Source organism: Nisaea sp. (assembly GCF_034670185.1).
Lineage (GTDB): Bacteria > Pseudomonadota > Alphaproteobacteria > Thalassobaculales > Thalassobaculaceae > Nisaea.
Genome location: NZ_JAXMNY010000003.1, coordinates 185,250 through 200,402 on the forward strand (window position 1 = coordinate 185,250; position 15,153 = coordinate 200,402).

Annotated in this window: 10 protein-coding genes; 3 read left to right on the top strand and 7 right to left on the bottom strand. The window is 61.1% G+C overall.

Annotation, left to right across the window (positions count from 1 at the left end; genetic code table 11):
• Window positions 1–58 precede the first annotated feature (58 nt).
• The 3 genes from VOI22_RS14420 to VOI22_RS14430 all read left to right on the top strand — a co-directional run bounded on the left by VOI22_RS14420 (window position 59) and on the right by VOI22_RS14430 (window position 5,109).
• Window positions 59–916 (top strand): isocitrate lyase/PEP mutase family protein, encoded by an 858-nt coding sequence (locus tag VOI22_RS14420; RefSeq protein ID WP_323797159.1) that lies wholly within the window; start codon window positions 59–61, stop codon window positions 914–916.
• 94 nt (window positions 917–1,010) lie between these two features.
• Window positions 1,011–3,917, top strand: a complete 2,907-nt coding sequence (locus VOI22_RS14425) for an FAD-binding and (Fe-S)-binding domain-containing protein (RefSeq protein ID WP_323797160.1) — start codon at window positions 1,011–1,013, stop codon at window positions 3,915–3,917.
• 22 nt (window positions 3,918–3,939) lie between these two features.
• Entirely contained in the window at window positions 3,940–5,109 is a 1,170-nt protein-coding gene (locus VOI22_RS14430) for a pyridoxal-phosphate-dependent aminotransferase family protein (RefSeq protein WP_323797161.1), read from the top strand.
• Between the two features lie 10 nt (window positions 5,110–5,119).
• Here VOI22_RS14430 and VOI22_RS14435 read toward each other — a convergent pair whose 3' ends face one another.
• The 7 genes from VOI22_RS14435 to VOI22_RS14465 all read right to left on the bottom strand — a co-directional run bounded on the left by VOI22_RS14435 (window position 5,120) and on the right by VOI22_RS14465 (window position 15,095).
• Window positions 5,120–6,553, bottom strand: a complete 1,434-nt coding sequence (locus VOI22_RS14435; protein WP_323797162.1) for an ABC transporter substrate-binding protein — start codon at window positions 6,551–6,553, stop codon at window positions 5,120–5,122.
• Between the two features lie 82 nt (window positions 6,554–6,635).
• Complete coding sequence (locus VOI22_RS14440; protein ID WP_323797163.1) at window positions 6,636–7,961, bottom strand: HlyD family type I secretion periplasmic adaptor subunit; 1,326 nt, start codon at window positions 7,959–7,961, stop codon at window positions 6,636–6,638.
• Window positions 7,958–9,664 (bottom strand): type I secretion system permease/ATPase, encoded by a 1,707-nt coding sequence (locus VOI22_RS14445; RefSeq protein ID WP_323797164.1) that lies wholly within the window; start codon window positions 9,662–9,664, stop codon window positions 7,958–7,960. Before VOI22_RS14445 ends, VOI22_RS14440 begins: the two co-directional genes overlap by 4 nt.
• A gap of 144 nt (window positions 9,665–9,808) precedes the next feature.
• Window positions 9,809–10,792: a calcium-binding protein gene (locus VOI22_RS14450; RefSeq protein ID WP_323797165.1), complete on the bottom strand. Its 984-nt coding sequence runs from the start codon at window positions 10,790–10,792 to the stop codon at window positions 9,809–9,811.
• A gap of 43 nt (window positions 10,793–10,835) precedes the next feature.
• Window positions 10,836–11,708, bottom strand: coding sequence for a class I SAM-dependent methyltransferase (locus tag VOI22_RS14455; RefSeq protein WP_323797166.1), 873 nt, complete (start codon window positions 11,706–11,708; stop codon window positions 10,836–10,838).
• On the bottom strand, window positions 11,701–14,139 hold the full coding sequence (locus VOI22_RS14460) for a glycosyltransferase family 2 protein (protein WP_323797167.1): 2,439 nt from the start codon (window positions 14,137–14,139) through the stop codon (window positions 11,701–11,703). The genes VOI22_RS14455 and VOI22_RS14460 overlap by 8 nt, the downstream gene beginning before the upstream one ends.
• Window positions 14,136–15,095 carry a hypothetical protein gene (locus VOI22_RS14465; RefSeq protein ID WP_323797169.1) on the bottom strand — a complete coding sequence of 320 codons (960 nt, stop codon included), beginning with the start codon at window positions 15,093–15,095 and terminating at the stop codon, window positions 14,136–14,138. Before VOI22_RS14465 ends, VOI22_RS14460 begins: the two co-directional genes overlap by 4 nt.
• Window positions 15,096–15,153: the final 58 nt, after the last annotated feature.

The window sequence follows — 15,153 nt, forward strand, 5'->3', positions numbered from 1 at the left end:
TGGCTGGGTATCGTCCCCGGAACAAGGGCTTGAGCCCGAGACATCTGGAGGAAGTGCCGTGACGCGGCTATTGGACCTGATCAAGCCGGGCAAGCTTTTGATTGCACCCGGTATCTTCGACGGTATTTCCGCGCGCATTGCCGACGAGTTCGGCTTTGAGGCGCTCTACATGACCGGCTATGGCGCGGTTGGCTCCCATCTCGGGCTGCCCGACGCCGGGCTCGCCAGCTACACCGACATGGTCGGCCGGGTAAAGGTGCTGGCCGATACGGTCTTGGCGCCGCTGGTCGCGGATGGCGATACCGGCTATGGCGGTCTGCTGAATGTGCAGCACACGGTGCGCGGTTACGAGGCTGCGGGTGCGGCTGGTATCCAGCTTGAGGACCAGGAGTTCCCAAAGAAATGCGGGCACACGCCGAACCGGAAGGTCATTCCGCTCGAGGACATGGTGCAGAAGATCAAGGTTGCGGTGGAAAGCCGGGACAACCCGGATTTTGCCATCGTCGCCCGCACCGACGCGCGCACCAATTACGGGCTCGACGAAGCCCTGCGCCGGGGTGAGGCTTTCGCCAAGGCGGGGGCGGATGTGCTCTTCATCGAGGCCCCGGAAACGGTCGAGGAGATGGAGAAGATCTGCGCCAGCTTCGACAAACCGCTTCTGGTCAATGTGGTCGAAGGCGGGAAGACACCGGTGCTGAGCGCGGAAGAGTATACCGATCTCGGTTATTCCATGGCGATCTATCCGGGCACCGGCTTCCTGGCCATGGGCGCGGCGCTGCGCTCCGTTTATGGGCGGCTGAAAGAGACCGGCTCAAGCAAGGGTGCCTCCCAGAAGCTGGACGATTTTGGCGCTTTCTCCCGGACGATGGGTTTCGGTGACGTCTGGGACTTCGAGAAGGCGCACGCGCAGGACTGATATGTGGCGGCGCCTTGCCGCATCGTGGAAGTCGATTTGTCATGGTGGAAGAATGCGCCAGACTCCGCGCACAGTTTTTGTCAGGAGTTAAGTGATGGCTGCCGTGTCGCCAAGTGATGGGGATCTGGCCGTGCGCCTTGAGCGCGCGTTGCAGGGAGAGGTGCTATTCGACCGCTTTTCCCGGGGCCGTTATTCGACCGATGCCTCGATCTATCAGGTTGAGCCGGTCGGCGTCGTCATCCCGAAGAATCAGGCCGACTTGATTGCCGCCATGGAGATCGCGCGGGAGAACGGAGTCTCCTTGCTGCCGCGCGGCGGCGGTACCAGTCAGTGCGGGCAGACGGTGAACGAGTCTCTGGTGCTCGACTGCTCGAAGCACCTGAACAGGATCATCGAAATCGATCCGGAGAACATGCGTGCGGTTGTCGAGCCGGGCATTGCGCTCGACCATCTGAACGCGGCTCTGAAGCCCTACGGACTGTTCTTCCCCGTCGATGTCTCGACCGCCAGCCGGGCCACCATCGGCGGCATGACAGCGAACAATTCCTGCGGCGGCCGCTCGATCCACTACGGCATCATGGTGGACAATGTGCTCTCCATCGATGCCGTGCTGCCAACCGGAGAGCAACTTCATTTCGGACCGGTGCCGGGTAATCTCGGCGCCATTGAAACGGAGCCGCGCTACCGCGATCTGGTGCAGGAAATGCGCGCTATCGCCGATCGTGAAGGTGGCGAGATTGCTGCGAAATTCCCGAAGCTCATGCGCCGGGTCGGCGGCTACAACATCAACACGATCAATTCCGCCGGGCACAATATGGCGAGCCTGCTGGTCGGCTCCGAAGGGACGCTCGCGGCCTTTCGTCAGGTTGAGCTGAAGCTGCACCGCATTCCAACCCACAAGGTCATGGGCGTCTGCCATTTCCCAACCTTCTACAAGGCGATGGATGCGACCCAGCATATCGTGAAGCTGAAGCCGCACGCGGTCGAGCTGATCGACCGAAACATGATCGAGCTGGCCCGGGAAATCCCGATCTTCAAGCCGATGATCGCGGAGTTCGTGAAGGGGGAGCCGGACTCGGTTCTTGTGGTCGAGTTTGCCGGTGAAGACCATGCGGCCTGCGTCGCCCAGTTGCGCCAGCTTGAAGTGCTGATGGCGGATCTTGGCTATCCGGATGCGGTGGTGGATGCGACCGCACCGGCCTTGCAGGCCACCATCGGCGAGGTCCGCCGTCAGGGCCTCAACATCATGATGTCGATGAAACAGGCCGGAAAGCCGGTCTCCTTCATCGAGGATTGCGCGGTGCCGCTGGAAGATCTGGCCGAGTTTACCGACCGGCTGACCCAGGTGTTCGAAAAGCACGGCACGCACGGCACCTGGTATGCCCATGCCTCCGTCGGCTGCCTACATGTCCGCCCGGTGCTGAACATGCGGGAAGAGGGCGATGTGAAGCGCATGCGCGCCATCGCCGAGGAAGCTTTCGACATGGTGCGGGAATACAAGGGTTCCCATTCCGGGGAGCATGGCGACGGCATCGTTCGCTCCGAGTTCCACGAGAAGATGTTCGGCAAGCGCCTGGTCAATGCCTTTGGCGAGGTTAAGCGCGCGTTTGATCCGGAGCGGATGATGAATCCGGGCCGCATCGTTGACCCGCCGAAGATGGATGACCGCTCCTTGTTCCGCTTCAAGCCGGGCTATGCGCCAACTCCGATCGACACGGCGCTGGACTGGTCCGACTGGGGTGGTTTCTCCGGTGCGGTGGAGATGTGCAACAACAACGGCGCCTGCCGCAAACGGGATGCCGGGGTGATGTGTCCAAGCTTCCGGGCAACGCGGAACGAAAAGGACCTGACAAGAGGCCGCGCCAACACGCTGCGGCTCGCGCTGTCCGGCCAACTCGGCCCCGAGGCGCTGGTTGCGCCGGAGATGAAAGAGACCATGGATCTCTGCGTTTCCTGCAAGGGCTGCAAGCGGGAATGCCCGACCGGCGTCGACATGGCGCGGATGAAGGTTGAGTTCCTTCATCATTATACGAAGAAACATGGTTTAAAGTTAAAGGACCGTCTCGTTTCCTACCTGCCGCGCTATGCGGAAGCGGCGTCCCGCTTCGGCTATCTGGCGAATGCGCGGGATGTCGTGCCGGGCCTGAAAGGCTTGTCCGAGGCCTTGCTCGGCTTCAGCGCCAAACGCAGCCTTCCGGTCTGGAGCGACGTGCCGTTTTCCGGCAGCGAAGCCGACGATGTTGATCCGGATGAAAATGACGGGCGCGACGTGGTGTTGCTGAACGATACTTTCAGCACCTATTTCGAGCCGGAAAACCTGAGGGCCGCGTTGCGCGTGCTGAAGGCGCTCGGCTATCGCGTCCATGTCGTCGATCCGCGCGGCGAGGGAGGGCGGCATCTCTGCTGCGGACGGACTTTCCTGGCCTCCGGTCTCGTCGACAAGGCGAAGGAAGAGGCGCGGCGCATGATCGCGGCCTATCTGCCCTACGCACGGCGCGGTATTCCCGTCGTCGGGCTTGAGCCGTCCTGCCTGTTCACGCTGCGGGACGAGTTCAAGGCGATGCTGCCGGGTGCGGATAGCGACCTGATCGCTGAGCATGCCCTGCTGTTCGAGGAATTCATCGCCCGGGAGCAGAAGGCCGGAAAGATCACTGCTGCCTTCAAGCCGGTTGCCGCAAAGGCGCTGGTGCATGGCCATTGCCATCAGAAGGCCTTCGCCGCCATGGGTGCGGTCGAGACCGCGTTGCGGCTCGTGCCGGACATGGATGTCGAAGTCATCCAGTCGAGCTGCTGCGGCATGGCAGGTGCGTTCGGCTATGAAGCAAAAAACCTTGAGGTATCCATGGCCATGGCGGAGCGCGATCTGCTGCCCGCCGTGCGCGCCGCTGACGGGGACACAGTGCTCGTCGCCGACGGTACCTCCTGCCGCCATCAGATCAAGGACGGCGCCGCCCGCGAGGCGGTGCATGTCGCAACCATTCTGGACCGCGCGCTGGCGTGATCCTGCACTTAGGAGAAGACCAATGACCTACAAGTCGGGACCCCATTTTCTGCAAATTCCCGGGCCAAGCCATGTCCCTGGCCGGATCTTGCGCGCCATCGGTCAGCCGACGATCGACCATCGCGGCCCGGAATTCCAGGTCCTCGCAAACGAGGTGCTGGCGAAGGTGAAGCCGATCTTCCAGACGGAATGCCCGGTCGTGATCCTGCCGTCCTCCGGCACCGGTGCCTGGGAAGCCGCACTGGTCAACACCATGAATGTCGGCGACAAGGTGCTGATGTTTGAGACCGGTCAGTTCTCCTCGCTCTGGGCCGAACTCGCCACGCGTCTGGGGCTGCAGCCGGAAGTGATTCCCGGCGACTGGCGCCATGGTGTAGATGCCGCGGCCATCGAGGCGCGGCTGCTGGAAGACAAGGGGCATGAGATCAAGGCGGTCTGCGTCGTCCATAACGAGACCTCGACAGGTGTGACGTCGAAGATACAGAAGGTGCGCAAGGCCATCGACGCGGCGAACCATCCGGCGCTGTTCATGGTGGACAGCATTTCCGGTCTCGGCTCCGCCGAATACAAGCATGACGAATGGGGCGTGGATGTCACCGTCAGCGGCTCCCAGAAGGGCCTGATGCTGCCGCCGGGGCTCGGCTTCAACGCGGTTGGTCCGAAGGCCCTGAAGGCGAGCGAAAACGCGCGCATCAACCGGTCCTACTGGGACTGGAAAAGCCAGATCGGCATGAACGCGGATGGCTGGTTCCCCTATACCCCGGCAACGAACCTGCTCTACGGCCTGAACGAGGCCTGCGACATGATGATGGAAGAGGGTCTCGACAATGTCTTCTCCCGGCATGAGCGTTTCGCCGAGGCGACCCGCCGCGCTGTCCAGACCTGGGGCCTTGAGGTGCTGTGCCAAAACGCCGACGAATACAGCCCGGTCCTGACCGCCGTCGTCATGCCCGACGGCCACAATGCGGATACCTATCGGGCGACGGTGCTCGACAAGTTCGACATGTCTCTCGGCTCGGGCCTTGGCAAGGTGGCTGGCAAGGTCTTCCGCATCGGTCATCTCGGTTACTTCAACGACCTGATGCTGATGGGCACCCTCTCCGGTGTCGAGATGGGCTTTGCCGTTGCCGGTGTGCCGCACAAGAAGGGCGGCGCCCAGGCAGCTATGGAATATCTGACCGGCAACGCCTGACCGTTTGAACTCAGGGCAGGGTCGTTACATCGAGAACACCGTCGGCGCGCATCCGCCAGTCCGGATGATCGCCGGCGACCGCCGCCGTGAAACGATGATGGTATAGCGGAAGCCACGGCGGATCCTGCCGGAGAGCCATGTAGCTCTGCCGGTGGTTGTCTTCGCGTGCGTCTGGATCAACTGTCCGGCGGGAGCGGTCGAGCAGTGCCTCCACCGCATCGTTCCGGTAGCCTTCCCACCAGGAACCGCGGACCCGGCTGTCGATCTTTTCGTACAGCACGCGGAACGTGCTCATCGGACTGGAATCGAAGACGCACATGTCGTGGATTTTCTTGTCCCGGATCTGCTCCGCATAGGCCACGCGATCCTCTACCGTGTGAACAATGAGTGAAACATCGATCTGCGCCAACTGACGGGCAAGGGCATTGGTCAGGGACTGCGCTTCGTCCGGCAGTCTGGTCGGGCAGTCGACACCCAGCACAAGGCCGTCGCCATAACCGGCCTCGGCGAGCAGGGCCCGAGCTGCCTCTGGGTCGGGTATTGTGTCTGCCGGCTCCGGCGCGGCGCCGATATGGGCACTGCTGACGAAACCGCCCAGCGGTGTTCCGGCGCCGTCGAGTACATCGGCGATCAGCGCTTGCCTGTCGACAGCGAGCGTGATCGCGCGCCGGACACGGGGATCGCTGAATGGCCCCGATGCGGCGTTCAGCAAGTAGATGATCGCTGTCGGGTCGAAGTAATCGTGCTGCGTGATGCCGTCGCCAAGCTGCTCGGCGTCTGCCGGCGACAGACGGGTTGCCACCTGCGCCCGTCCAGCCACGATCGCTTCCGCCCGCGCTTCTGACAGAGGCACACAATGCCAGATCAATTGTTCTTGTGGCCGGGCACCGCCCCACCAATGGGGATTGGCTGTCATGCGAACCTCCCGACCGGGTTCGGCGCCTTCGAATTGAAAAGCTCCGCTGCCGACAGGGTGCTGCATAAAGTCTTGGCGGTCGGCGAGATGGGGCGGCAGGGCATAGCCGGAAACCAGAATATCGAGCAGATCCGCAGTTGGCTCTGCCGTCTCTATCGTCAGGGTCAGAGGGTCGGGTGCAGTGATGCGGGCGCCGCCGAGATACTGACCCCAGACAGCCGGTGCGCCGAGGGTGGCGCCGATGTCAGGCCGCTGCATGCGTTCGATGGAGTACTTCATCGCTTCCGCATCCAGCGCACTGCCGTCGTGAAAGCGCAGCCCCGGCCGGAGGCGGAAAGTCCAGAGGCAGGCATCTTCAGCCAATGTCCAGCTCTCCGCCAGAGCGGGTACGAACCGTCCGTCTGGGCCGCGCCGGACAAGTGCGTCGAACAAGGCCTCCAGCAAGGCGAGAGTGTCCGAGTTATCGGTGCAGTCCTGCGGATCCACGAGCTCGATACGTGATTGCAGTATCGTTACGGTCGGCGTCATTGTTTTCTCCCTCGGCGAAGAGCATATCGCGCAGGGGAAGCGGATTTAAAGTGTGAGCGGTTCGAGTGATGAAATGCGTGGCTCAGCGCTCCCGGAATCCGCGGAACAGAAGCTGGGAGACCGGGCCCAGGATATAGTCGGCGGCGGTCCGAGCTTCAGTCAGAAGAGCGATGTCTGCCGCCATTCCTACTTTGAGGGCGGATATCGCGGCCGCTTGACTGCTGCCGATATCGAACCTCAGCCGCGCTTCGTAGAATGGCTGGCCGGTTGTCGCATCTTCCAGCAGATCCGCTGAAATCCGGACGACCCGTGCATGCAGCGGTGGCCGGTCTCTCCAACGGTAGGCCCTGATTCGGATTTCGGCGAGCTGTCCGCGATAGACCGCGTCGATATCCGCCGCGCGGATACGGGCATCGACAACCAGCTCATCCTGTCGCGGGACGATACTCAGGATTGCTTCCCCAGGCTGGGCCACGCCGCCGATGGTGTGGAAAGCGAGATCGACGACTTCTCCCGCTGCAGGCGCGCGTATCTCCGTATTGCGGAGACGGTCGCGCGCGCTTTTCATTTGCTGATGCAACGCTGCGATTTCATTTGAGGTGCGGGTCAGGGATTCGGCGAGTTCCGTCTGGCTCTGGCTCCGGAAGGCCAGCAGGTTGAGCCTGGCGGCTGCCAAATTCTCCTCAGCCTGGGCGATCTTGCTCCGGAGCGAGTTCCGCTCTCCGAGGAGGGCTTCCCGGGCGCGCTTCAGGGCGAGCAGCCGAGGCTTGCGTTCTAACCCTTTGTTAAGCAGCGTCGACACATCCGCAGTTTCTTCTTCGAGCATTGGCAACTGTCTGTCCGTAGAGTGAACCTGCGCCTCAAGGGAGCGGACTTCTTCCTCTATCTCCGCGATCCGGCGGGCCAGCACCAGCTCCTTGCCTTCCTGCTCCTGCTTTGCCGCAGTGAACAGGGTTTGCTCGATTTCCATTACCCGCAGAGCATCCGGGTCGGCTGGGTTTCGGGTCAGGGCGGCCGGCCAATCCGGTTGGTCCGCCCCGCGTAGCGCTGCTGACAGACGGGCCTCGCGGCCGAGTGTCTGCATCAGCCGGTTGCGGGTCATGTCATGCTCGGCCCAGGCCTCCGCCGGATCGAAACGCAGCAGAGGTTGCCCTGCGGTGACGCTGTCTCCTTCCGAAACCAGAATCCGCAAAATCCGCCCGCCGTCCCGGCTCTGCACCGTTTTTTTGTAGGACTGAACCAGCACGCGGCCTTCGGCCAGCACGGCGGCATTGATTGGAATAAGCCAACTCCAGAGTATTGCTCCGATCACGAAGAGCGTAATCGCAGAGAGAGCGGACAGGATAATAAAACCGATGGGAGGACCGGAATCGAACTTCCCGGTTCGATAATCTGTAAGCGTGCTCATGACGGGGCCGGCTCAGGCAAAGGTGGGGACAGGTCGGGCGAAGGGGGGGGAGCCGGGACAGCGATTTTTGCGACGGCTCCGTTGTCGAGCAGGATCACCCGGTCCGCACTACGCAACATTTCCTGGCGATGACTGGTCACAATGATCATCCGGCCCCTCTCCTTCAGCCATTTGAGCGTGGTAATCAGGGTGTTCAGGGCTTGTCCGTCCAGGTTATTGTCCGGCTCGTCCAGCAGGATCAGTGCGGGGTCGCCATAAAACGCCCGGGCAATGCCTATCTGTTGTCTCTGCCCGCCGGTCAGTCTGTCGAGCGGGCTGTCATAGCCGTTTGGCAATCTGCCGATCACATGGTGAATGCCAGCAAGTTTCGCGGCCTTGACCGTGACGTAAGGATCGCCCTCCGACATCCGCGAAATAACCGAGTGGATTGATCCGCCAAAAAGCTGGGCCGATTGTGGCAGATAGCCGACATGGTGGCCGAAATCGTCCCGGTTCCAGCTATGGGTATCGTGGCCGTCCAGCGTGACGAAGCCGACGGTCGGCTGCCATAGGCCCGTCATAAGCTGAAGCAGGGTGGTTTTTCCGGACGCCGCCGCGCCTGCGATACAGACGAACTCTCCGCTGCGGACATCGAGAGAGACGCCTTTCACGGTTGGCCGCGATCCACCGGGAGGCACGAAAGAGACATTGTCGAGACTCAGCCTGGTGCACGGACGGGGTTGCGGCATCAACGAGCGCTGCAACCGGGCGGGTTCACCCAGCGTGGCCGCAATGCGCCGGATCGCGCCTGCCGCCGCATTCCAATGCCGCCAGCGGTCAAGAAGTTGCTCGAGCGGCGCGAGGGCGCGGGCAAGGATGATGGAGCTGGCGAGCAGCGTGCCGAAATTGGCGGCCTGTTCCAGAACCAGCAGGGTGCCGCCGCCAAACACGGCCAGTTGTACCGAGAGACGGAAGCCCCTCGCTGTGCTCAGAATGATCGCCTGACGTTGCGCCCCGCGCATATTCGCGGCGATCATTGCTGCATTTTGCACGCGCCATCTCCGGGCGACGTTGCCGAGCATCCCCATGGCATCGATAACTTCGCCACAGCGCAGGGCATCGCCGATCTCGCGATAGGCGGTTTCCGCACAGTCGCTGCTTTGCCGGGCTGGTGCTCTGGTCAGCAGATCGTTTGTCACGGCCATGACCATGAGGACAAATCCCGCGCCGAGGCCGAGCCAGCCAAAATAGGGATGCATAAGGAAGAGGGCCCCGAAGAACATCGGCGCCCAAATCATTTCCAGTCCGGCGGTAAGCGCGCCTCCCGACACAAAGTCGCGCAGCAGTCCGATATCCTTTAGCAGTTCGGCCGGTCTCTCGCCGCCCCCGAGAGAGAGCGCCGAGATCGGCGCGATTGCCACCTCACCTAATCGCTCTGCCAGCCAGCCGGAAAGGCGCTGGTAGGTGAGGCTGCGCAGGTAATCGAGGATAGAATAGAGCAGGATCGCTCCGCCGGCGAGAAGCGACAATCCGGCAATAGTTGCAACGCTGCCGCTTTCCGTTACACCGGAGAACAGTTTCAGCATGTAGAGGGGCGGAACGAACATTGTGAGTGAAATGGCGAAACTCAGAACAATGCAGAGCACTAGCCCGGGTACGCATTTCATCATAATTGACTGAAAATGCCGGGAGGGTGGCAGGGCTGTATTGGCTTGCTTTGGCATCACTATTGATTTCACATAAATACAACCAATAAGTTTCTATCATTGACTGCATTTGTATGCGAGTCGTCTCGAATTGTTGGTCTGAGGGGGCTTTTACCATTTCCGGGAGAGCTCCGAGCTCTTCAATCTCCGGTGGCTTTAATCTTAACCCACGCTGATGTAGGAGTTTATGTCGCCAAGCAGGTCGCTGGCGTTCAGGCCGTCGATGGTGACAACATTGCCGTTCCCGAAATCGATCACTGCATTGCCGAGTGCATCGCTGGAGATGCGGCTCACGAGATCCCCTGCTTCCGTGACTGGCAAGCCGTTGATCCCCGACGCGACCCTGATTGTGTCGGTTCCGGCCACAAAGTCATAAATGATGTCTACGCCGCTGTTGGTTCGGAAGACGAACTGATCGGCGCCGAGATTGCCGTGCAAGGCATCGTCTCCATCGCCGCCTTCCAGGATATCGTTGTTCTGACCGCCATAGAGTGTGTCACGGCCGTTTCCGCCGAAGATCGTATCGTTCTGCTGGTTTCCGTAAACGACATCCGCGCCGATGTTTCCGTAGACGATGTCCGCGTCCCGGTTCCCCATGATGAAATCGCCGTCGTCTCCGCCGGATATACAATCTTCTCCCTGGCCACCGAAAAGACTGTTCGCGCCGTCGTCCGCGCCGATCGTGTCGCTTCCCGTGTTGCCGTAAATGATGTCATTGCCTAAGCCGCCGGCCAGGTTGTCGGAGCCGAGACCGCCGCGAACAAGATCGTCGCCGCGGCCGGCATCGACAGTGTCGGCGCCGCTGCCCGCCTGAACCTTGTCGTCGCCGCCACTGCCGGTAATTAGGGCGTCGCCGGAGCCCTGCACGATCAGAACCCGTCCGGTTGCGGAATCCGGATTGAGCGAGATCGAAATCTGCTCTCCGTCAGGAGCCAGAACGGTCGCCGCGGTCGTTGCGTCGGGAAGGACGAAGGGCTCTTGGCTATCGATACCGGACGAGCCTCCAGATGATTGGACCGTGACAGTCTCGACCGACCCTTCCGACAAGCCGATTTGATCGAGAAAATCGCGAATGAGCGTGCTCTGCTCCGCGTCGATGTTCCGGTTTTCCAGCGGATCGAAACTGCCCCCTACTAGAGATGCCACGAGATGCTCCTCCTGCTTGGTCGTGTCGTTGTCGTGGCCAATGTCAGTCCTTTCGATACCCTTGAGGCACGACCATGAATGTGTCCTGATAATGCAGGGCGCCTGGTTTCTCGGCCCATTTTCCGGGGTCGAACCCGACTATTTTGAGGCCGCTGTCCTCCAGCATCCGGGTCCAGGTTTCCCGGGTGTACCCGGCGAAAAAATCCTGTCCCTGATAGGCGTAATAACACCCTTGCTCCTCTTGCGAGACGGATCGGTGCAGGCCGGTTCGGCGCACAAAATCAAAGAAGAACTCGTCAATGATGAAGCAGGTCAGGTACGCGCAGCCGCCTCGTTTCAGGACGCGCGACAGTTCGGAGAAATAGCTGATGCAGTCCTGTTTCTGGAGGTGGGTAAAGAGGGAGACGGCAAACGCGAAATCGACTTGCTCACGTTCCAGCTCTGATAGGTGGTAGCGGTTGGCGGCACCGGGATCGCGGGGCTCGAAATAGTAGTTATTGACCGCTTCTCTCTGAATGAACCGGATGGTTCCCGTGTCGGAATTTATGTTTTCCCGGCACCAATCGAGCCCCTCCGGCCAGACGTCGACGCCGAAATAGGCGCCGCCATCCAGATGGGCGGCGAAGGGGATCGCGAGCCGCCCGCAACCGCAGCCAAGGTCGAGGATTGTGTCCGTCCGGTCGATGCTGCCGCGCTGTACCAGCTCGCCAAACAGATCGCACATTGTTGCGCGGAAATGGGTCTCATCCGGGCTCCCTACGACATTCATCATGGCTGGTGGCGGGAGCGCGTTTGCAGCCATCGACCAACAGGACTCGATGGTCTGCCGCATCCGTTGCGCCTTTTCCTCGGCGGCACTGATCTCCGTCTGCAAGGTGCGGATATAGGCGCTGGCGGCGAGGAGTTGCTCAGTCATCGGCGGGCATCCGTTGCTGGTCGGCAGGTTCCGCATGTGGCCGCTGCCGACCCTGGTGCCGGCCGAATTTGGTGAAGTGGTCGAAAGCGGTCTTGAAGCGCCCTTCGGCAATTGCCCGGGCGATATCCGGATTTTCCATCCGATACGCTGTCTCGTCGAAATCCGGCGGCGGCTGGATCACGGTTGATTGGACATATTCATCGGCCAGGCTGGAGATTTGCCGGATGAGATCGCCTGCCTCGATGGACAGACCCCGGGTGCGGATGATCTCCGTTACGGTCATTTGCAGGAGAACCCAGCGCCGGTCGAGTTCCTGCTGTTGGGCGACACAGCGCTTTTTCAGTTTTCCCGCATCAGCCTCGTCCAGCGCTGCGGATGGCGTCGCCGGGACTGTCTGAAGGCGCGATCGCAGGTCTCCCAATCCGTATGCCTGCCCCATCAGCCCGGCGAGTGTGGCGAATTGTGGTTCGCGCGCCGCCCGCCGGAGGTAGCGGTTTCTCAAAATGGCATTGAAAGCGACATGCGGGTTTTCTCTTCCGCTATCGGAATTCGCGTAACTCCCGTCCGTGTCCTCGCCCTCGTCCGAGCGATGATGATAGTTAGCCAGCGGCAATGGCAGCACACCGATATCTGCTTCCATCAGAAAGCGCAGATTGAAATCCCAGTCTCCGAGTACCGGGAGCGTCTCGTCGAACCCGTCGAGGCGTTCCCATAAGGCGCGGCGGAACAGGAAGGATATCGGCGGGAATACATTGCCGGCCGCCATTTCGGCAGTCTGCACATTGTGCAGCCAGTTGTTGAAGGGGCGGCGGCCACACTCAAGAACAGTGTTTCCCGAGATGACCTCTTCGATATGTGTGCTGTGGCAGACGACGCCGTCATACAGACCCTGGTGCCGGTTGAGGAAGTTGACGGACTGCTCAAGGAAATCCGGCTCCCAGCTATCGTCATCGTCATGAATGACGATCAGGTCGGAGGCTGATGTGCGGATGCCGGCATTCGAGGCCGCTTCCATGCCGAGGCTTTCCGGGTGGGAGCGAAAGATGATCTGGCCCGGGTCAACGAGGGATCCTTCAAGAACATCGCGCACCGGTTCCGGATCGCCGCCATCGTTGACCACGACCCAACGGATTTTCCGATAGGTCTGCTCGGCAACGCTGCGGGCCGCTCGTTCCAGTAATAGGGGGCGGTCTTTGGTGCGGGTGATGATCGCAACGGTTGGCTCATCGGTACGCGGTGGCCGTGTCACTTTTGCCTGCAATGCCCGTTGGGCGCGTTGCCTGCGATTTTCGTCAAACTCGATGGTGGCCTGTCCCGGTCCCCAGAGCGCCTCTCTGATCCGCTGTTGCGGGCTGTCGCCGGGATAGCGGTCCTTTGCCGGAAGAAGGACAGAGACGGAGCCGGTCCGCCCGAGATCGAGAGAGCGCGGTTTCAGGGTAAGCTGTTCCAGGTCTGCCGGTGTCGGTGCCGCGATCATGTCCGGGAGACGGGTCATCGCCATCGCATAGGCAGTTGCTATTTCCCGTGGGCTGTCCAAAGCGTGGGCTTCGATATGGTCGATGACGCCTTCATATGCCGGGTCTGGCAGTTCGCGGACCGGACTCTTTACGGCGGTTCCGTGTTTTGCGGCTTCGATGTCGCTGCGGTCGAGATGCTCGACCGACGGGAAAGACGGCTCGAATAGGTTCTCTATCAGATGACGGTGAAGGATGAGGGCCGAGGCAGGGTTTTCGGGATCGATCTCCGGACTGTCGAATATCAGGCCGGACATTTCCTGAGGCTTTACCCCGAGAATATCGGCGCGCCCGATACAGCCGAAATAGATACCGGCCCAGTCTCTCTTCGGGAAGGTGCGTTCGAGCAGGAGCTGTTGAGTGCCTCGCCACCCGGTATCGACAAGAACAAGCCGCTCCGCCGGTCCGGCAACGGCATCGAGATAGTCCGCGAAGAGGTCCGCCTGCCGGCGCAGGTGGCGCCGGACGCGCCGTGCCTCCGGAATATCCCTGCGCAGAAACTCGTGCAGCGGCTGCTGCTGGATAGGGGGAATGCCGCGTTTGAGTTCTCTGGATGGCACCTCCGCCCGGAGCAAGGCGCGAACGATGGTGTCGAGGCTCTCTCCATCAAGTTCCTGGGCAAGAGCCGTCAGGGCGAGATCGGGGGCGGCCTTGAAGGCAGCCTTTACGGCCATCAACCGGGAGGTTTTGAATAGAACCGCATGATCTGGAAGTGAGGAGCCGCGCCGTTCAAGCCATGTGCCGTAGAGGGACCGGATGCGCAACCCTGCACGAAGCCCGAACAGGATGCGGTCGCGGCGCGGATCGGTCTGCAAAAGATGCGCGTGCAGTTTCAGCAGGTAGAGATTGACGAGTGGGCCGAGAAGGTCGCGACCGATCTCCCGGATGTCTCTCGTTTCGGCGGGGCGCTTAGTCATGGCGCAAACCTACATTCATGACCGAAGCCGCCATCCAGCGGGATGATCTCGGCACGGGTGCCGGCAAAATGGGCTCGCCGTTCGCGAAGTTCTTCATCCGGCAAGGGAAGGTGCAGAGCATGCCAGCCACGGCGCTTGGCACCGCGATAATCATGTTGAAGATGGTCGCCTATATGCAGGGCGTGGTTCGGTTTGACCCTCAGCGATTTTGCAACATGATCGAACAGGCCGCCGCCAATCTTGCTACCGTGTCCGTCTGCCGAGGAATAAACTTCTGGACGGTGCTTGGACCTGATCTTTGCTGCGAGGATGCGTCCGATCCGTCTGCTGTCGAGATACATGTCGGAGAGAAATACAGTCCGCAGCGAGGGGAAGCGCTCCCTGATCTCGGGGATCAGCGGGTTGAGCGTGACGTCCTCAATCTCGCATTCCAGTTCTGTCCGGACGTAATGCTCGGTCAGATCCGGTCGGTTGAGAAGTGAGCAGACGGTTCCGGCAATATCGTCGAGTGAGGGATCGCTCCCAATGACGGAGTGCCGTTGCATTCCATAGGTGGCGCGCATCGCGGCGATGCGGACAAGCATTGCATCTTCTACCGACGGATCCGGTCCGTTGGCACTTGCCGGAAGTGTTTCATGGAAGCGCTTCGAGAGAGACCAGAAACGGCCAAGTTCCGATCCCGGTGACCTTAGCAATGCTGTATCGAAGACGTCGATAGACAGCAGAGTAATCTTGTGTGCCGCGACAACCCGGCCGATTTCCTCAAGGAGCTGGGCTCGGTTGACCGCATCGCCATAGAAGGACCGCAGGCAGGCGGCCGCTTTCTGAATGGTGAGATAAGGGGACAGCGCGTGCTCGATTGGCGCACTACTCCCCTGCTCGGCGTCGCTATCGATTTTCCCGTGCCCGTCCATCGATCCCGGTCCTGCATCGTCGCGGACCTGTGCCCACGACAAGGCGGGATCGTGCCACCAATCAGTATGCCCTTAAAGGGTTATTTTCATGCGTTAATAT